Genomic DNA, 16,801 nt, shown 5'->3' with positions numbered 1-16,801 from the left:
CCCGGCCTCATGGCCGGCGCCGGAGTGATACTGCCTCTGGGGACAAGTTTAAAGGGGCCGATCAGTCCATGCTGTCGCGGCTGAGCAGATAAATTGCGCATCCCAGCGCCAGACACACCAAAAAGAAGCCGAAAATGCCTGTATAGGGCAAGGATGGGTCCGCTCCGGCCAGATTTGCATGGAGGCGGCCGGTGGCGAACTGCATGATTCCCACCCCGCCGATGCCGAAGAAATTCAGCAGCGTGACGCCCCGGCCCGCCAGATGCGGCGGCACAAAGGCCCGCCCGTGCGCCATGATCACCGGGAAGGAGGCGCCGAAGAACCCCACCGCGGCCATCAGCGCCACCGGCACCCAGACCGGCAGCCCGCCCGCCAGGATCAGCCCGCCCAGGGCGCCGCAGCCCAGAAGGTTGCCGCCCAGGATCACCCATTTGCGGGTGCCCAGCATCCGGTCCAGCGGCCCGTATGCAAAGGTGCCCGCAATCATCGCCGCGCCCATCACCAGCGTCGCCAGCCCCACCTGCTGGGTGCTGAGGCCGTAGAGGTCGCTCAGATACGGCCCGATCCACAGCCCCCGCAGCGCGCCCGACGGCGCATAGGCCACCAGCATCAGCGGGAAGATCGCCCACATCGCCGGCATCTTCAGCAGGTCAAAGACCGATCCCTTGTGCTCGCCTTCGGGCTTGTCCGGATCGCTCACGGTCAGGAAGATCCCCGCCGCCACGATGGCCGATACAGCTGCCAGCCCCGCCAGGGTGCCGCGCCAGCCGAACAGGTCCACCGCCAGCGCCGTCGGGTAGGATGCGACCAGATTGCCGGCCGATCCCACCCCCAGCATCAGCGCCGCCAGGGTGGCGAACCGCGCGGGCGGGTACTGGCGGGCAAAGATGTAGTAGGACGCCATCAGCACCGGCGAGCAGCCGATGCCGATCAGGAACATGGCAGCGCCCACATGCCAGGGCGCGGTGGCGGCGGCAAACACCGCCGCGCCGCCGCCGCCGCCGATCAGCAAGAGCAGCGACGCGCTGCGCCGCGGCCCGATGTGGTCCAGCGCCCAGCCCACCGGCAGCTGCATCGCCGCAAAGGACAGGAACCAGAGCCCGGAGGCAAAGGCCAGATCATCCGGCGCCGCACCGATATCCTGCCCCAGCACCCCCGAAAGCACCGCCAGGAAGGCCCGGAAAAACTGGCTCAGCACATAGGCCAAGCACAATAAGATCAACCCTGCCTGCATTTGACCTCCCCCCAAGGTTCCCACGGTTTTTCGTTGCTGCCGCACAGCTTGCACGTTTGGCGCGGGCGCACAATTTGTTTAGGAAGAAACGGCAGGTCACAGAGGGGCAGACGCCCATGACAACCGACACTTTCTATGCCGCCGTCCCCAAGGTCCGCGCCTTCGGCGATCTTTCCGATCCGTCGGTCTTTGCACCGCTGCCGTCTGACTGGCACCTGTGCTGCACCGATATCGTGAATTCCACCGGGCTGGTGCAGGCGGGCCGCTACAAGACCGTTAACATGGTCGGCGCCGCGGTGATCGCCGCCATGCGCAACGCGCTGGGGGGCGAGGCCTTTCCCTATATCTTCGGCGGCGACGGCGCCTCCTTTGCGGTGCCGCCGCGCCACCGCGCCACCGCCGGGCGCGTTCTGGGCTCCTTGCGCAGCTGGACCGAGGCGGAATACGGCATCTCCCTGCGCGCCGCCATGCTGCCGCTCAGCCGGATCCGGGCAGAGGGGCTGGATGTGCGGGTCGCCCGCTACGCGGTGTCGGACCACGCTGATTTCGCCATGTTCAGCGGCGGCGGCCTGGCCTGGGCCGAGACGCAGATGAAAGCCGGCGCCTTCGCGGTGGCAGCCGTTCCGCGGGCCGTGCCGCCTGACCTCTCGGGCCTGTCGTGCCGCTGGAGCAACACGCCCGCCCGCAACGGCATCATCCTGTCGGTGGTCGCCCAGCCTGCTCCAGGCGCGGACCCGCAGGGCTTTGCCCGGCTTGCCGCCGAGGTGCTGGAACTGGCGGCAGAGCTGGAGGACGGCGGCCACCCGGTCCCGGAATCCGGGCCCCGGCTGCAGTTTCCGCCCGCCGGGCTGACACTGGAAGCGAAAGCCTCCCACGGCCGGCTGCCGGTCTTCCTGCAGCAACTCCACCTGTTTGCTCACAGCGCCCTGGCCGGCCTGATCTTTCTTACCCGGCGCCGGGTCGGCGGCTTTGACCCGGTGCATTACCTGTCGGTGCTCCGTGCGCACTCCGATTTCCGCAAATTCGACGACGGGCTGAAAATGACGCTGGACTGCACCCCGGCTGTCCGCGACCGCATCCGCCAGCATCTGCAGCAGGCGGCGGCGGCCGGGCTGGTGCAGTTCGGGCTGCACGAGCAGGACGCCGCCATGGTCACCTGCATCGTGCCTTCGCCGGTGGAGGACGATCACATCCACTTCGTCGACGGCGCCGCGGGCGGCTATACGCAAGCAGCCGCCAATCTGGCGGCTGCGTTTGGTTCAGATAAGGCAACGGCCTGAAACCCAGGCCCGGGATCAGACCGGGGCGAAGGTTCCCGCCTTCGGGTCATAGCATTCCAGCCCGCCCTCGCCGATGTCGGTCCACAGCCCGTGCAGGCTCAGCTCGCCCGCCTTGACCGCCGATTCGATGAACGGGAAGGTCATCAGGTTCTCCAGCGAGGCAACCACCGCCTGGCGCTCGAACTGGCGCGCCTGCTGCACCGGATCGTCGATGTCGGCAACGCCATCGAACTTCGGCTTCAGGATGTCCATCCAGCGGCCGACAAAGCTGGTCTTTTCCTCCAGCTGCGGCGCGTTGCCCTTGCACATGTCGATACAGCCCTGCACGCCGCCGCACTGCGAATGGCCCAGCACGATCAGATGCGACACCTTCAGCGCGGTGACCGCATATTCCACTGCCGCCGAGGTGCCGTGGTGGTCGCCATCGGGCGCAAACGGCGGCACCAGGTTGGCAATATTGCGGTGAATGAAGAACTCGCCCTGGTCGGCGCCGAAGATCGAAGTCACATGCACCCGGCTGTCGCAGCAGGAAATCACCATCGCCCGCGGCCGCTGCCCCTCTGTCGCCAAACGGCGGTACCAGCCCTGGTTTTCCTCATAAGAAGTAGCCTTCCAGCCATGGTATCGGGTCACCAGGTAACTGGGGAGAGGTTTGGCAAATTCCATTGTCGTGTCCTCTGATCAATGCGCGTTGCGGGCCGTAATAGCCTGCATTGTCCCTAAATTCGAGAGATTTGATCCGGCCGCGGAAACCTTTTGAAAACTTATGGATTCCAAATTGGCAGACGTGCCGTGGGGGCATGAAGAATTGGGTGAATGTGGTGGCCAATATACTGACAGTGATGCACTCCGAGACAGTGCGCTTGGATCCAGACAAACTTTCCGCGCTGTATGACCAGCTCGGCGAAACCGGTGCCGAGGACGTCGTGTGCCGGGCGATTGAGGAAATGGCGGTCCGCCTGACGCATTGCGAGCGTCTGTGGCGGCAGAACGATATGGCGAACCTGCGTAAAAGCGCCCGCTCGCTGATCGCGATTGCCGAGCAGATCGGCATGACCGCGCTGGCAACCATTGCCAGGGACGTGACCGAAGCGATTGATGGCGAGGACGCGCCGGCCGTGGCCGCAATCCTGTTCCGCCTGATGCGGGTGGGCGAACGCTCGCTGACCGCAGTGTGGGACCAGCAGGATATGACGATCTGACCTTTCCGCAGCCCGCAGGGCTTGCAGGCCGCGCTGCGGCGGCTACTCTGGCGCATCAGACCGATTGCAACCGGAGTTTTTCGATGCCGCCAGTATTTGCCGCTCCCGGCCCGGACGCCTGCCCTGTGCATGTTATCGCAAGCGATGTTTTTGAAAGCTGGCTCTCGGGCCAGCCGCAGCGCGTTCAGGCCTGGGCAAAGGCGCAGGGCTTCACCGGCGCCTGCGGCCAGGCCCTGACGGTGCCGGACACCGATGGCGGACTCGGGATGGCCCTGGCGGGTTACGGCAGCGCCGCCCAGCGCGCGCGCCGCCGCTTTGTGCTGGCCGAGGCCGCGCAGAAACTGCCTTCGGGAACCTACCGGATCGCCTCCGGCCTGCCGGCGGAGGACGCCGCCAGCGAGGCCCTGGGCTGGCTGCTGACCGCCTACCGGTTCGACCGCTACAAGGACGCCAACGGCGAAGCCGCCGCCCTGCAAGTGCCCGAGGGCGTGGATGCCGCCGCCGTGGAATCGCTGGCCGCGGCGGAATGCCTCACCCGCGACCTGATCAACACCCCCGCCTCCGACATGGGCCCGGCAGAGCTTCAGGCCGCAGCCGAATCCCTGGCACAGGAGTTCGGCGCCGAGGCCTCCGTCACCCTGGGCGAGGACCTGCTGAAGCAGAACTTCCCGCTGATCCACACCGTCGGCCGCGCCTCGGACCGCGCACCGCGGCTCATCGATCTGCGCTGGGGCAGCACCGGCCCCAAGCTCACCCTGGTGGGCAAGGGCGTCTGTTTCGACACCGGCGGGCTGAACCTCAAGCCCGGAAACAGCATGGCGCTGATGAAAAAGGACATGGGCGGCGCGGCCAACGTGCTGGGCCTGGCCCGCATGATCATGGCCGCCGGGCTGAACCTGCAGCTCAGGGTGCTGATCCCGGCAGTGGAAAACGCCGTCTCCGGCTCCGCCTTCCGTCCCGGCGATGTGCTGATGTCGCGCAAGGGGCTGACGGTTGAGAACAACAATACCGACGCCGAGGGCCGCCTGGTGCTGGCCGACGCGCTGGCCCTGGCGGCAGAGGACGCGCCGGACCTGCTGGTCTCCATGGCCACCCTCACCGGCGCCGCCCGCGTCGCCGTCGGCCCGGACCTGTCGCCGTTCTACACCGGTCACGAGGAGGACGCCGCCGCCCTTGCGGCCAGCGCCGCCCGCACCGCAGACCCGGTCTGGCGGATGCCCTTCCACGAGCCTTACGAGACGATGATCGAACCCGGCATCGCCGATCTGGACAACGCACCCGCCGGCGGCTTTGCCGGCTCGATCACCGCCGCCCTGTTCCTGCGCCGCTTCGCCGGGGACACCCGCTACATGCATTTCGACATCTACGGCTGGACCCCCAGCGCCGCGCCGGGCCGCCCCAAGGGCGGCGCCCTGCAGGGCGCCCGCGCGCTGTTTGCCGCGCTGCCGGACATGCTGGAGCTCTGAACGCCATGGCTGACCGCCGCCGCACACCGATGAATGACCGTGTTGCCGCCGCGCATCTGGCGGACGCGCCCGCGGGGCTGGAACGTGTGGAGGGGGCCGCCGCCCGCATCGGCGTGGCCGTCGCGGACCTGCTGCGCGCGCCAAACGGCGCCCGCGACCGCCAGCTTGTCTACGGCGAGCCGGTCACGGTCTATGAGGACCGCGACGGCTGGGCGTTTGTGCAGGCGGCCAAGGATTCCTATGCGGGCTATGTGCCCAGCGCAGCCCTGACCCAACCGTTCGAAGCCACCCACTGGGTCAGCGCCGCGGCCACCCATGCCTATTCCGCGGATGATTTCAGATCGCCGGAAACCCATGCGCTCAGCCACGGCAGCCGGGTGCAGGTTCTTGGCGGTGAGGGCCGGTTCGCGGACACCAACCTCGGCTTCATCCCCGCCCGCCACCTGTCGCCTTTGGGCGATCATGCCAATGATCCGGTGGCAGTGGCGGAACTGTTCCTCGGCACGCCCTACCTCTGGGGCGGCAACAGCAGCTTCGGCATCGACTGCTCCGGCCTGGTGCAGGCGGCGCTCTTGGCCTGCGGCACCCCCTGCCCCGGCGACAGCGACATGCAGGAGGCAGAGCTGGGCCAGCCTGCCCCCGCCGGAGACTACCGGCGCGGCGATCTCCTGTTCTGGAAAGGCCATGTCGCACTGGTGCGGGACGCCGAGACCCTGATCCACGCCAACGCCCACGATATGGCAGTTGCCATTGAACCCATCGCAGACGCCATCGCGCGGATCGCGGCCCAGGGCGACGGCCCGGTCACCGCGCACAAACGGCTGGCGTAACCCGCAACCGCCGCCACAGGCGGTAAAAAATCCTACGAAGATTGTTGGCCGGAAAATTCGAATTTTCCGGTCCCCGCTCCGCCGCGATCCTCGCGGCTACTCCACGGAGCGGATCAGCTTGCGCTCCAGCACCCTCAGCACGGTTTTCAGATCCGTTCCGCGCTTCAGAATATGTCCGTCCATGCCGACCACCGAATACTGCCCCTGCCGGTTGCGCAGCTTGGGGCGCTTTTCGATGCGGTAGAGCGGATGCTCTGCCGTGCGCCGGAAGACGGAGAATACTGCCAGATCACGCAAGGAAGAAATCCCGTAATCGCGCCACTCCCCGGCCGCCACCATGCGGCCGTACAATGTCATGATTACCGACAGTTCCCGCCGGTCAAACGCGACTTGCTGAGGTATGGGAGATCCGGGAAAAGGCTGCACCTGATCAAAGCTCATAGGTAAAAGGTTGCGCCGTTTCCGGGGCAAATCAAGGGTTTTAACGGTCGAATTTTCGTGTGGTGCATCAGGCCCACAGGCGCAAAGGCCCTGATCCGCCCCCTGTCAGAGCCTGTTTTTGGCCCTCTCAGGCCGCCGCCAGCGCGCCGCAGCTGAGGCCCAGAATCTGCTCCAGCGCCACCCGTCCGGGCGCGGTCAGCAGCAAGCCGCGCTTGTGCCGGTGCCGCTTGACCCAGTCGCTCGCCAGCGCGTGATCCAGGATTTGCCGCCCCATCGGCCCGGCCACATGCAGCTTGCGTTCTGTCCAGTCCAGGCAGGGCCGGGCAAAGGGCTGGCGGCCTGTCTTGTCCGGCAGCACCACCCCCAGTTTCAGCCACTCCCCGGCAGGTTCCGCGCGAAAGGCGCCCTGCTCCTCCACCAGCATACCGCGGTTCAGGAACGCAGCTGTCATCGCCACCGCCAGCGGGCCTGCCAGATGGTCGTAACAGCTGCGCAGCTGCGCCAGCCCGCCCGCCTTGCGCTGCTGGGCGCGGTGCAGGCTGTCCGCTGGCGCAATTGCCGCCAGCTGCTCCAGCGCATGGGCCACCTCCGGCCCGGCCAGCCGGTGATAGACGCAGCGGCCGCGTTTCTGCGCCACCACCAGCCCGGCATCCTGCAGCAGCCGCAGATGGGCAGAGGCGGTCTGCGGCGTCACCCCCGCAGCCGCCGCCAGCTCCTTGTTGGTATAGGCGCGCCCCTCCATCAGCTCGCACAGCATCTGCGTGCGGCTGGCGTCGCTGATGGCCTGGCCCAGAATGTCGAAACGCGGTGTGATCATGCCCCTACCCTATGCGGTTTGCGCAGGGACACCCAAGCAAAACCCTTCGCCGCGCGCCGAACTGTCCGCGCGCCCGGTCACGCAAACGACCCGTGGCAGAACCAGCCCGGCGACAGCGCCCCGCCATGGGCAAAGAACAGCCACAGCCGCGCCCCGCACCCCGTCGCCACCACCCAGTAATCGCGCACCCCGCTGCGCCACTCCGGATCCTCCAGCCACCATTCCGGGGCAATCCGCTCCGGCCCCTCCGCCGCCGCCAGCACCCAGTCGCGGCCGCGCCAGCGGAACTGCTCCGGCACCTGCGGCACATCCGGCGCATGGACCAGCTCGGGCCGCCACAGCCGCAGCGGCCGGGGCCGGGGCGGCAGCGGCCAGTCCCCGGCAGCAGGCTCCGACCAGGCCGCGGCCTGCACGGTGAAGGTCTTCTCCGGAATGTGGCTTTCCGCCGGGTGATAACGGGTGATCGCCTCCAGCCCCAGCCGCGCGCCCAGCCGGCCGATCAGATCCTCCAGCGCCGCGCCGTCCTCCTGCCGCGCCCGCGCCGCGGCGCTTGCCTGCAGGTGGCCCGCCGGGGTGCGGGCGTGAATGGCTTCGGCCTGCAAGACCTCCAGCCGCAGCATGTCGATGCCGTATCCGGCGTCGATCTGCTCCAGCTTCATCTCCAGCAGCGGCCGGATACGGTCCGGCGCGCGGCTGGCACGGGCCAGGCCCAGGGTCACGGCCTCCATCGCCTGATCGCAGCGGTGCGCCTCCAGCCGCAGGACGCGGGCGCCCTTGCCGCGCGCTTCCAGCCGGGCGCACAGCCGGGGCAGCATCCGGTCAATGCCTGCCAGCAGGTCCTCCATCAGCCCGATCGGCTCCGGCAGGGTCAGCCGCACCGCAAAGCGGTCCGGGCTGCGCGCGGGCGAGACCGGCTCCGGCGCGCTGCCCATCGCCTGGTCCAGCCGCAGGACCAGCCCCTGGCCGAAACGGCGCGCCAGGCTGGCCCGCGGCTGCCCCAAGAGATCGCCGATCCGTCTGAGGCCCAGCCGGTTCAGCTGCGCCACCGTGGCGCTGTCCAGCCGCAAGGCCGCCACCGGCAGCGGTGCCAGCGCGCCATAGGCCTGGCCGGCTTCGGCAATCCGCCCCAGCTGCGGCACCGCCGCCTGCAGCTGCGGCGCCGCGCCGCCCCGGGTCCAATGGCGCCGCTTGACACTCTGCCGCGGGCTGCGCTTCTGCGCCCGCGCACGGGTCGCGCGCGCCTCCTGGTCGATGGCATCGCCCGACCGCTCCGGCGCCGCCTCCTCATCGGCGTAGCGCGCCAGCGCCCAGGCCGCGCCCAGGGTGTCCGCCAGCCCCATCCGCACGCTCAGGCCCATCTCCGCGCAATCCCGCCCCGCCGTCTCCATCAGCGCCGCCTCGCTGCCGAACAGATGCGCGCAGCCGGTGAGGTCGACGGTCAGCCCGTCCTCCCCGGCCTCCGCCACCCAGGGGCTGAACTTGCCCGCCCAGCGCCTCAGCGCCGCCAGAAACGCCGCCTCCGCCGCGCGGCTGCGCGGCCGCACCGCCAGGCCTGCGCACATCGCATGGGCATCGCGCAAGGGCTGGCCCGCCTGCAGCCCCTCTGCCGAGGCGGCCGTGTTTAACGCGGAAATAACCTGGGTGTTGGACACTTCCTCCACGACGGCCAGCGGCCCGGCAATGCCGCCGCGCTCCGCCCGCAGGATGCGCTCCGCCCCAAGGCGCGGAAACCAAAGCGAAAGAATGCGGCGGTGGGGCATGGCAGCAGGCGCAGGGCAACGGGGCAGAGCAATGGGGCAGCAGAGGCCGGAAGGCCGCCAGACAACGGGAGGCACATTCGGCGTGTTCTTATTCTGTTCTCATTTTTCGATTCGGTCAATCCGGTCAGGAGCCGCGCAATGACACTGCGCCTTTTCAAACCTCTTGCCTGTCTCGCGCTGCTCGCTGCCCTTGCCGCCGGGCCCTCCGCCCCGGTCACTGCCGGTGACGGCCTCAGCAAGCATGTGACCCGCCGGATGGCCCTGATGACCTCGCAAAAGGCCGCCATGGATGTGCTGACCGCCATGATGGCCGGGCGCAGCATGTTCGACAAAGACAGGGCGCGCAGCGCCCGGCGGCAGCTGATCAAATCCACCAGCAGCATCCGCAAGCATTTCCGCAAACACCGGATGGACCCGCGTTCAAACGCCCGGCCGCAGATCTGGAACGCCTGGGACGACTTCAAGGCCCGCGCGGACACCGCAGAAACCGCGGCCCGCAATCTCAACACCCGCTCCCTGCCCGCTCTGCGCCGCACCCTGCCCGGCCTGATGCAAAGCTGCCTCAGCTGCCACGACACCTACCGCAGCACGCCCAACGGTTTCACGACCCACTGACCGCAAAGCGGCCCCGCGGGCCGGCAGCTCAGGCGCCGAACCGCGCCATGAACGTCTCGATGGCGCCGCTGATCACCCGCTCGCGCTCGGCCTCGGAAAACTCGGTGTCGATCTTGAACAGGAACCGCAGGAAGATATCGGCCTTGCACAGCTCGATGAACTGCGCGGCGGCCAGATTCGCATCCCCGATCTTCAGTTCGCCCCGCGCCGCCGCGGCCTCCAGATACTCCTGGATCTCCCCGTGCAGCACCATCGGCCCGCTTTCATAGAACATCGGACCCAGCTCCGGGAACCGGTCGGCCTCGGCCACGAAGATGCGGAACAGCTGCAGGCTGAAACCGCCCAGCAGCACGCCGTGCACCCGCTCCGCCGCCCGCCGCAGCACATCCCGCGGCCCGCAGCTGCCGGGCGTCAGGTCCAGCGATTCATCCGCCTGCTGCACGCAGGCAGAACGCACCACCTCCATGAACAGCACCCGCTTGTCGGGGAAATAGCTGTACAGCGTCGCCTTGGAGACCCCCGCCGCTTTGGCGATCTTGTCGACGCTGGCGCCCTCGAATCCGTCCGCCAGGAACACCTCGCGCGCGCCTTCCAGGACCTGATCGAATTTCCGGCCGGTGCGCAGGACGCTGGCTTGCTGGTTCATGCGGGCTCCGTTGGCTGCGTAGGGGTCTGGGCCTAATGTAGCCTGCGCCGCCGCATTGCAACAGCATAAGCCGCACCGCCTTGCGCTCCCTCGCGGAACCGTTATGTTTAGAATTATTCTAAATTGAGGGGCAGCAAATGCGTTTTTTCACCCAGCGCAAGCACTTTGCGGAGCTGACCGGGCAAGAGATCCTGGCCCTGGCGATCTCCTCCGAGGAGGACGATGCGCGCATCTACCGCGGCTACGCCGAGCGGCTGCGCAGCGAATTTCCCGCCTCTGCCGCGATGTTCGACGGCATGGCCGCCGAGGAGGACGAACACCGCGCCCAGCTGATTGCCCTGCACGAGGCCCGGTTCGGCCCCGCAATCCCGCTGATCCGGCGCGAGCATGTGGCGGGCTACTACGCCCGTCGCCCCATCTGGCTGATGGAGAACCTGAGCCTCGGCCGCATCCGCGATGAGGCCCGCGCGATGGAACGCGACGCCGAGCGTTTCTACACCGCCGCTGCAGCCCGCACCCAGGACGCCGCCACCCGCAAATTGCTGGGCGATCTGGCCGCTGCCGAGGCCGGGCACCAGGCCCGCGCCGGTGAGCTGCAGGAGGCGCACCTGGACGCGGACACCCGCGCAGACGAGGACCGCGCCGCCCACCGCCAGTTCGTGCTGACCTGGGTGCAGCCGGGACTGGCCGGGCTGATGGACGGCTCGGTCTCCACCCTGGCGCCGATCTTTGCCACCGCCTTTGCCACCCAGGACACCTGGACCACTTTCCTGGTCGGCATGGCGGCCTCGGTCGGGGCCGGCATTTCGATGGGCTTCACCGAAGCGGCCTCCGACGACGGCGAGCTCTCGGGCCGCGGCTCCCCCGTCAAGCGCGGGCTGGCCTCCGGCATCATGACCACTGTCGGCGGCCTCGGCCACGCCCTGCCCTACCTGATCCCGGAATTCTGGACCGCCACCACGCTGGCGCTGCTGATCGTGTTTGTGGAGCTTTGGGCCATCGCCTGGATCCAGAACAAGTTCATGGAGACCCCGTTCTGGCGCGCCACCATGCAGGTGGTGCTGGGCGGTGCCCTGGTGCTGGGTGCCGGCGCGCTGATCGGCAGCGGCTAGAACCGCAGCGGGACCCTCCCGCCCGCACCGGAGCAGCCGCAGGCTGCCCCTCCCCGGTTGGGCCCGGCAGCGCTGGCGCGCTGCGGTTGCCGCACTTGTCCAAGACGGGGTCAAGGGCGGCACAGCCGCCGCGCGGCAGCGCGGTTTACCCTTGAGGCTGTCTTGGACGATATGACAATTGACCAGGCGCTCTCAGGGCAGATCTGCCCCTGGAGCGCGTCTCAGCAGAAACCCCTGCCCTGTGCGCAGCACAGGGCCACGCCCAACTGTGAAGGGCATTCTTCGAATGACCATGAACAGGCGGGAGCACGCCCCTGCCAGTTCAACGCCCGCCCAAAAAACAGTCTTTGCCAATTGGTCAGGTCTTGTTACCAATTCCACATGGCCGAGATCTTCTTCCGCACCCTGCCCTTCTTCGCAATCATCGGCCTCGGCTACTGGGCCGGGCGCAGCCGGTTCTTCACCGAGGAAGCCACCGCCTATCTCACCCGCTTCGTATTCTACTTCCCGCTGTCGGCGATGATTTTCGGCTTTGCCGCCAACCTCTCCTTTGCCGAGGTCTTCGACCCCACGCTGATCCTCGGCTACCTGGCGGGCACGCTGGCGGTCTACCTGCTGGTGACAGCCGTCGCCATGATCCGCGGCCTGGACGTGCCCACCGCGGCGGTGGAGGCGCAATGCGCGGCGATCGGCAATGTCGGTTTCCTCGGCCTGCCAATGATGGCGATCCTGTTCGGCCCGGCCTCCGCAGCGCCGATGATGGTGGTGCTTAGCGTCGATCTGGTGGTGTTCTCCTCGCTGATCGTGATCCTGATCAACGCGGGCCGCGGCCAGGGGCTTGGCCTTGCCACGCTTCGGCTGGTGGGGCTGGGCCTGCTGAAGAACCCGATGATCCTGTCCATCGTTGCGGGCCTTGCCTGGTCGGCATCAGCGCTGCCGATCCCGGAGCCCGCAAACAATTTCCTCACCATCCTCGGCGGCGCCGCCACCCCCGGCGCGCTGTTTGCCATCGGCGCCTCGCTGGCCTCTAAATCGGCGGAAAGGGTGCACATCTCCGGCTGGCTCAGTTTTGCCAAGCTGGTGCTGCACCCGGCCTGCGTCGCAATCGCCGTGCTGTGGCTGATCCCGGCGGCGCCGTTCTCCGCCGCGGTCGCCATCGCCGCCGCCTCCCTGCCGGTGGCGGGCAATGTCTACATGCTGGCGCAGCATTACGGCGTGGCCCCGCACCGGGCCTCCGCCGCCATCTTCATCTCCACCGTGGTGTCAATCGTCACCGTGCCGGCGGTGATCGCCTGGGTCTCCGGCTCTTGAGGGCCAGACCCCGGCCTCAGAGCCGGATCACGTAATCCTTGCGGGTGGTCTCGATCACCTCCCAGGTGCCGCTGAAGCCGGGCCGCAGGATGAAACTGTCGCCCGCCGCCAGCGGGTATTCGGTGCCGTCGTCGCTGGTGATCACCGAGCGCCCCTCCAGGATCCGGCAGTATTCCCACTCATCATAGGAAATCCGCCACTTCCCCGGCGTCGACTGCCAGATGCCGCAGTAAAGCCCGTCCCGCTCCTCCGCGTTCCAGATGGTGAACACCGGATCGCCCGCAATCACCTTGTCGGCTGCCGGGCGCTCCACCTCCGCCTCCGCGGCCTCCGGTGTCAGTCTCAGAAAATCGCTCATGCCTTTGCCTCCCTCTGGTTCCAGCCGCGGACTGTCCCGGTTTTCGCGCCGGCTGTCCAGCACCCCCTGCGCAAATGCGGCAGCCACCCGGCGGCCAAAGCCCCGATTGTTTGCGTTTCCGCAAGCCTTATGCCGCAAAAACCGGCATTGCTGCCGCCCATCCGCTGGACCCTGAGGCCAACTGCGGATAGCGATAGGGCTAACAGATTTGAGGAGCCTCACCCATGGAAACCGTTTCCGAGAACCGCGCCTTTGGCGGCACCCAGGGCGTCTACAAACACGCCAGCAGCGCCACCGGCGGCGACATGACCTTTGGCCTGTTCCTGCCGGAAGAGGCCAAGGACGGCCCGGTGCCGGTGCTGTGGTATCTGTCGGGCCTCACCTGCACCCATGAAAACGCCATGACCAAGGCCGGCGCCCAGGCCTGGTGCGCCGAGCAGGGCATCGCCATCGTGTTCCCCGACACCTCGCCCCGCGGCGAAGGCGTGGCCGATGATGACGCCTATGACTTGGGCCAGGGCGCGGGCTTCTACGTGAACGCCACCCAGGACCCTTGGGCGCCGCATTTCCGCATGTGGGACTATGTCGCCGAGGAACTGCCCGCGCTGCTGGGTGAGAATTTTGCGATCGACCTGGACCGCCAGGCGATCACCGGCCACTCGATGGGCGGCCACGGCGCGCTGACGCTGGCGATGAACCTGCCGGGCCGCTACAAGTCGGTTTCCGCCTTTGCACCGATCTCCAACCCGACCCAGTCGGACTGGGGCCGCAAGCAGCTGAGCGCCTATCTGGGCGACGATGAAGCCGCCTGGGCCAAGCATGACGCCACCCTCTTGATGCGGGAAAAGGGCTTTGACGGCCCGATCCTGATCGACACCGGCACCTCCGACCAGTTCATCGACCTGCTGAAGCCCGAGGCGCTGGCCCACGCCGTCGCCGAACGCCGTCAGCAGGCCACCCTGCGGATGCAGCCGGGCTATGACCACAGCTATTTCTTCGTGTCGACCTTCATGGAGGAGCATGTCTCCTTCCACGCCGACGCGCTGTACCAGAACTAAGACCAAAGGACGCGGCCATGAGTGAAGACTTTGATTATGACCTGATCATCATCGGCTCCGGCCCCTCGGGCCGCGCCGCCGCCATCCAAGCGGGCAAGCTGCACCGCCGGGTGCTGGTGATCGACCGCAAGGACCGGCTGGGCGGCGTGTCGGTGCACACCGGCACCATCCCGTCGAAGACCCTGCGCGAAACTGTGCTGAACCTCTCCGGCTGGCGCGAACGCTCGTTCTACGGCCGCTCCTACCGGGTGAAGGACCAGATCGAGGCCAACGACCTGAAGGCGCGCCTGCACATGACACTCGACTACGAAGTCGACGTGCTGGAGCACCAGTTCAACCGCAACCACGTGGACACCCTGAACGGGCTGGCGAAATTCATCGGCCCGAATGAGGTGGAGGTGGCGACCGAGGCCGGCGAGACCACCCGGCTGACCGCGGAGAAATTCCTGATCTCCACCGGCACCCGCACCTACCGGCCGGATTATGTGCCGTTCAACGGCAAGACCGTTGTTGATGGCGACGAGTTCCTGGAGATGGCCGAAATCCCCCGTTCGCTGGTGGTGATCGGCGCCGGCGTCATCGGGGTGGAATATGCCACCATGTTCTCGGCGCTGGACGTGCGCGTCACCCTGATCGAGCCGCGCGAGACCTTCCTCGACTTCATTGACAAGACCCTGATCCAGGACTTCACCCACCAGATCCGCGAAAACGGTGTCGACCTGCGGCTCGGCTCCGCGGTCGAAAGCATCGAGGACCGGGGCGAGCATATCGAAGTGATCCTCGCAAACGGCCGCCATGTGCGCTCGGAAATGCTGCTGTTTGCGGCCGGCCGGATGGGGGCCACCGCGGCGCTTAATCTGGACGCCGTCGGGCTCAAGACCGACCACCGCGGCCGCATCAGCGTTGACCGCAAGACCTATCAGACCGCAGTGCCGCACATCTATGCCGCCGGCGATGTGATCGGCCACCCGTCGCTGGCCTCCACCTCGCTGCAGCAGGGCCGCGTCGCCGCCTGCCACGCGCTGGAAACCCCGACCCTGCCGGAAAGCCCCTGGTACCCCTACGGCATCTATTCGGTGCCGGAGATGTCCACCTGCGGCATGTCCGAAGAAGAACTGCAAGAGCGCGGCATCCCCTATGAGGTCGGCGTCGCCCGCTTCCGCGAAACCTCGCGCGGCCACATCATGGGGCTGGAGCACGGCATGCTGAAGATGCTGTTCTCGCTGAAAACCCGCCGGGTGCTGGGCGTGCAGATCGTCGGCGAAGGCGCAACCGAGCTCATTCACATCGCCCAGGCGGTGCTGAACCTCAAGGGCACGGTGGACTACTTCGTGCAGAACACCTTCAACTACCCGACCCTGGCGGAGGCCTACAAGATCGCCGGTCTCGACGCCTTCAACCGGATGCCGATCCCGGAAGAATTCAAGGTGAAGAAGCCCGCCCGCAAGGGCAAGGCGGCGCCCAAGCCCGAAGCCAAGGCCGAAAAGCCCCCGGTGGCAGACAAGAAGGCGGCAGAGTGACCGCGCTTTACATCGACGCCGACGCCTGCCCGGTGAAGCAGGAGGCTGAGCGGGTCGCCACCCGCCACGGCCTGCGCATGTTCGTGGTCTCCAACGGCGGGCTGCGGCCGTCGCAGAACCCGCTGGTGGAAACCGTGATCGTGGCCGAGGGCGCCGATGTGGCCGACATGTGGATCGCGGAACGCTGCGGGCCGGGCGATGTGGTGGTGACGGGCGACATCCCGCTCGCCGCCAAATGCATCGAGGCCGGCGCCCGCGTGCTGCGCCACAACGGCGAGCGGTTCACGCAAGCCAACATCGGCCAGCAGCTGGCGATGCGCGACCTGATGGCGGACCTGCGCGCCGCCAACCCGCTGGGGGTTCAGGGCGGCGGCAAGGGCTTCACCAAGGCCGACCGCTCGCGGTTCCTGGATGCGCTGGAGCGCGAGCTGCGCGCCGCCAAGGCGGGCCGCTAGGACATCGCCGCCTTCAGGGGTGCGAGGTCGCCCTCCAGAACAGGGCGCAGGAAGGTCCGGTCATAGCGCCGGACAATGCCGTTTTCCCTGGCGAACCGGAATGCCGCCAGGCAATCCGCATCCTCAAAGCTTTTCGCGCGGTAGTCCTCATAGGCCGCCAGCGACGGGAAGGAGAACAGCGCCACCGCCAGATCATTGGCGCTTTCATGCGGCAGGAAGTAGCCGTGATGGGTGCCGCCAAAGCGCTCCACCAGCGGGATCCAGGCCTTGGCGTAGATTTCAAACGCCTCGACCTTGTCCGGGTGAATTTCGTAAGTGATGTAACAGGTGATCATGGCTGCCTCATGTGCTGGTTTACGGCCAAACCTAAGCGCCGCTGCACGCCTTGCCCAATGACATTGCGTGATCCCCCTGTTCGCAAACGAAAATGTTTGCCACCGCAGGCCTGCGCCCGGGTCAAGGCTCCGCGCCAGCGGACCGTGCTTGAGCACGGCGTGGCCTTGACGCGGGATCAGGCCGCCCCACACTCGGACAGGCGCGTTCAGGGGCAGATCTGCCCCTGAACCGCTTCTCAGCAAGAATTCCCCCCTCTCACCGACCCCGATCACCCATGTTCCGCGCCCCAAATTTCCGCCCCGGAATATTGCCCGGAAAAATTGCATTTTTCCGCTCCCGCCCATTGCCCGGCCAGATCAA

General features: G+C 67.4%; 18 protein-coding genes. 10 read left to right on the top strand and 8 right to left on the bottom strand.

Annotated features, from left to right (window positions below):
* Window positions 1-61: 61 nt before the first annotated feature.
* Window positions 62-1,234 (bottom strand): MFS transporter, encoded by a 1,173-nt coding sequence (locus tag LHL23_RS16075; RefSeq protein WP_226430645.1) that lies wholly within the window; start codon window positions 1,232-1,234, stop codon window positions 62-64.
* Between the two features lie 116 nt (window positions 1,235-1,350).
* On the opposite strand from LHL23_RS16075, the gene LHL23_RS16070 reads away from it, so the two are divergent.
* A complete protein-coding gene (locus tag LHL23_RS16070; protein ID WP_226430644.1) occupies window positions 1,351-2,514 on the top strand; it encodes a DUF3095 domain-containing protein in 1,164 nt (387 codons plus the stop codon).
* Window positions 2,515-2,529: 15 nt separating this feature from the next.
* On the opposite strand, the gene LHL23_RS16065 is transcribed toward LHL23_RS16070, so the two are convergent.
* Window positions 2,530-3,180 carry a carbonic anhydrase gene (locus LHL23_RS16065; RefSeq protein WP_226430643.1) on the bottom strand — a complete coding sequence of 217 codons (651 nt, stop codon included), beginning with the start codon at window positions 3,178-3,180 and terminating at the stop codon, window positions 2,530-2,532.
* A 176-nt stretch (window positions 3,181-3,356) separates the two neighbouring features.
* On the opposite strand from LHL23_RS16065, the gene LHL23_RS16060 reads away from it, so the two are divergent.
* The 3 genes from LHL23_RS16060 (at window position 3,357) to LHL23_RS16050 (ending at window position 6,012) form a co-directional block, all read left to right on the top strand.
* Window positions 3,357-3,716, top strand: a complete 360-nt coding sequence (locus tag LHL23_RS16060; protein WP_222477519.1) for a hypothetical protein — start codon at window positions 3,357-3,359, stop codon at window positions 3,714-3,716.
* Between the two features lie 83 nt (window positions 3,717-3,799).
* Window positions 3,800-5,182: a leucyl aminopeptidase family protein gene (locus LHL23_RS16055; RefSeq protein WP_226430666.1), complete on the top strand. Its 1,383-nt coding sequence runs from the start codon at window positions 3,800-3,802 to the stop codon at window positions 5,180-5,182.
* 5 nt (window positions 5,183-5,187) lie between these two features.
* Window positions 5,188-6,012 (top strand): C40 family peptidase, encoded by an 825-nt coding sequence (locus LHL23_RS16050; RefSeq protein ID WP_226430642.1) that lies wholly within the window; start codon window positions 5,188-5,190, stop codon window positions 6,010-6,012.
* Window positions 6,013-6,108: 96 nt separating this feature from the next.
* Here LHL23_RS16050 and LHL23_RS16045 read toward each other — a convergent pair whose 3' ends face one another.
* The 3 genes from LHL23_RS16045 to LHL23_RS16035 form a co-directional block, all read right to left on the bottom strand.
* Window positions 6,109-6,453, bottom strand: a complete 345-nt coding sequence (locus LHL23_RS16045; protein WP_222476374.1) for a DUF2794 domain-containing protein — start codon at window positions 6,451-6,453, stop codon at window positions 6,109-6,111.
* 127 nt (window positions 6,454-6,580) lie between these two features.
* Window positions 6,581-7,270 (bottom strand): ArsR/SmtB family transcription factor, encoded by a 690-nt coding sequence (locus LHL23_RS16040; protein WP_226430641.1) that lies wholly within the window; start codon window positions 7,268-7,270, stop codon window positions 6,581-6,583.
* Between the two features lie 77 nt (window positions 7,271-7,347).
* Window positions 7,348-9,030: a Y-family DNA polymerase gene (locus LHL23_RS16035; protein ID WP_226430640.1), complete on the bottom strand. Its 1,683-nt coding sequence runs from the start codon at window positions 9,028-9,030 to the stop codon at window positions 7,348-7,350.
* A 138-nt stretch (window positions 9,031-9,168) separates the two neighbouring features.
* Between LHL23_RS16035 and LHL23_RS16030 the strand changes: the two genes are divergently transcribed.
* Complete coding sequence (locus LHL23_RS16030) at window positions 9,169-9,645, top strand: c-type cytochrome (protein ID WP_226430639.1); 477 nt, start codon at window positions 9,169-9,171, stop codon at window positions 9,643-9,645.
* A gap of 28 nt (window positions 9,646-9,673) precedes the next feature.
* Here LHL23_RS16030 and LHL23_RS16025 read toward each other — a convergent pair whose 3' ends face one another.
* The gene (locus LHL23_RS16025; RefSeq protein ID WP_222476381.1) at window positions 9,674-10,291 is read right to left on the bottom strand and encodes a TetR/AcrR family transcriptional regulator; all 618 of its coding nucleotides are present in this window, start codon (window positions 10,289-10,291) and stop codon (window positions 9,674-9,676) included.
* Between the two features lie 137 nt (window positions 10,292-10,428).
* Between LHL23_RS16025 and mbfA the strand changes: the two genes are divergently transcribed.
* Both mbfA and LHL23_RS16015 read left to right on the top strand, forming a co-directional pair.
* Entirely contained in the window at window positions 10,429-11,403 is a 975-nt protein-coding gene (gene mbfA / locus LHL23_RS16020) for an iron exporter MbfA (RefSeq protein ID WP_226430638.1), read from the top strand.
* A 381-nt stretch (window positions 11,404-11,784) separates the two neighbouring features.
* Window positions 11,785-12,714, top strand: coding sequence for an AEC family transporter (locus LHL23_RS16015; RefSeq protein ID WP_226430637.1), 930 nt, complete (start codon window positions 11,785-11,787; stop codon window positions 12,712-12,714).
* Window positions 12,715-12,730: 16 nt separating this feature from the next.
* Here the strand turns inward: LHL23_RS16015 and LHL23_RS16010 are convergent, their stop codons facing one another.
* A complete protein-coding gene (locus tag LHL23_RS16010) occupies window positions 12,731-13,072 on the bottom strand; it encodes a cupin domain-containing protein (RefSeq protein WP_226430636.1) in 342 nt (113 codons plus the stop codon).
* A gap of 224 nt (window positions 13,073-13,296) precedes the next feature.
* Here LHL23_RS16010 and fghA point away from each other — a divergent pair, with 224 nt between their 5' ends.
* Genes fghA through LHL23_RS15995 form a run of 3 tightly spaced genes read left to right on the top strand, consistent with a single transcriptional unit; the run spans window position 13,297 to window position 16,105 of the window.
* Window positions 13,297-14,130, top strand: coding sequence for an S-formylglutathione hydrolase (gene fghA / locus LHL23_RS16005; RefSeq protein ID WP_222476386.1), 834 nt, complete (start codon window positions 13,297-13,299; stop codon window positions 14,128-14,130).
* Window positions 14,131-14,147: 17 nt separating this feature from the next.
* Window positions 14,148-15,650 carry a Si-specific NAD(P)(+) transhydrogenase gene (gene sthA / locus LHL23_RS16000; protein ID WP_222476387.1) on the top strand — a complete coding sequence of 501 codons (1,503 nt, stop codon included), beginning with the start codon at window positions 14,148-14,150 and terminating at the stop codon, window positions 15,648-15,650.
* Window positions 15,647-16,105, top strand: a complete 459-nt coding sequence (locus LHL23_RS15995) for a YaiI/YqxD family protein (RefSeq protein WP_226430635.1) — start codon at window positions 15,647-15,649, stop codon at window positions 16,103-16,105. The genes sthA and LHL23_RS15995 overlap by 4 nt, the downstream gene beginning before the upstream one ends.
* Here LHL23_RS15995 and LHL23_RS15990 read toward each other — a convergent pair.
* Window positions 16,102-16,440: an NIPSNAP family protein gene (locus LHL23_RS15990; RefSeq protein ID WP_226430634.1), complete on the bottom strand. Its 339-nt coding sequence runs from the start codon at window positions 16,438-16,440 to the stop codon at window positions 16,102-16,104. The genes LHL23_RS15995 and LHL23_RS15990 overlap by 4 nt on opposite strands.
* Window positions 16,441-16,801 lie beyond the last annotated feature (361 nt).

Source organism: Leisingera sp. McT4-56, from assembly GCF_020514995.1.
Taxonomy (GTDB): Bacteria; Pseudomonadota; Alphaproteobacteria; order Rhodobacterales; family Rhodobacteraceae; genus Leisingera; species Leisingera aquaemixtae_A.
The sequence above is the reverse complement of the archived record's forward strand: the minus strand, read 5'-3'. Positions and strand labels throughout refer to the sequence as shown.

What these genes read in the sequence shown, in the direction of transcription:
- LHL23_RS16075 (WP_226430645.1), bottom strand. Translation starts at nt 1,234, where the DNA reads ATGCAGGCAGGGTTGATCTTATTGTGCTTGGCCTATGTGCTGAGCCAG.
- LHL23_RS16070 (WP_226430644.1), top strand. Translation starts at nt 1,351, where the DNA reads ATGACAACCGACACTTTCTATGCCGCCGTCCCCAAGGTCCGCGCCTTC.
- LHL23_RS16065 (WP_226430643.1), bottom strand. Translation starts at nt 3,180, where the DNA reads ATGGAATTTGCCAAACCTCTCCCCAGTTACCTGGTGACCCGATACCAT.
- LHL23_RS16060 (WP_222477519.1), top strand. Translation starts at nt 3,357, where the DNA reads ATGCACTCCGAGACAGTGCGCTTGGATCCAGACAAACTTTCCGCGCTG.
- LHL23_RS16055 (WP_226430666.1), top strand. Translation starts at nt 3,800, where the DNA reads ATGCCGCCAGTATTTGCCGCTCCCGGCCCGGACGCCTGCCCTGTGCAT.
- LHL23_RS16050 (WP_226430642.1), top strand. Translation starts at nt 5,188, where the DNA reads ATGGCTGACCGCCGCCGCACACCGATGAATGACCGTGTTGCCGCCGCG.
- LHL23_RS16045 (WP_222476374.1), bottom strand. Translation starts at nt 6,453, where the DNA reads ATGAGCTTTGATCAGGTGCAGCCTTTTCCCGGATCTCCCATACCTCAG.
- LHL23_RS16040 (WP_226430641.1), bottom strand. Translation starts at nt 7,270, where the DNA reads ATGATCACACCGCGTTTCGACATTCTGGGCCAGGCCATCAGCGACGCC.
- LHL23_RS16035 (WP_226430640.1), bottom strand. Translation starts at nt 9,030, where the DNA reads ATGCCCCACCGCCGCATTCTTTCGCTTTGGTTTCCGCGCCTTGGGGCG.
- LHL23_RS16030 (WP_226430639.1), top strand. Translation starts at nt 9,169, where the DNA reads ATGACACTGCGCCTTTTCAAACCTCTTGCCTGTCTCGCGCTGCTCGCT.
- LHL23_RS16025 (WP_222476381.1), bottom strand. Translation starts at nt 10,291, where the DNA reads ATGAACCAGCAAGCCAGCGTCCTGCGCACCGGCCGGAAATTCGATCAG.
- mbfA (WP_226430638.1), top strand. Translation starts at nt 10,429, where the DNA reads ATGCGTTTTTTCACCCAGCGCAAGCACTTTGCGGAGCTGACCGGGCAA.
- LHL23_RS16015 (WP_226430637.1), top strand. Translation starts at nt 11,785, where the DNA reads ATGGCCGAGATCTTCTTCCGCACCCTGCCCTTCTTCGCAATCATCGGC.
- LHL23_RS16010 (WP_226430636.1), bottom strand. Translation starts at nt 13,072, where the DNA reads ATGAGCGATTTTCTGAGACTGACACCGGAGGCCGCGGAGGCGGAGGTG.
- fghA (WP_222476386.1), top strand. Translation starts at nt 13,297, where the DNA reads ATGGAAACCGTTTCCGAGAACCGCGCCTTTGGCGGCACCCAGGGCGTC.
- sthA (WP_222476387.1), top strand. Translation starts at nt 14,148, where the DNA reads ATGAGTGAAGACTTTGATTATGACCTGATCATCATCGGCTCCGGCCCC.
- LHL23_RS15990 (WP_226430634.1), bottom strand. Translation starts at nt 16,440, where the DNA reads ATGATCACCTGTTACATCACTTACGAAATTCACCCGGACAAGGTCGAG.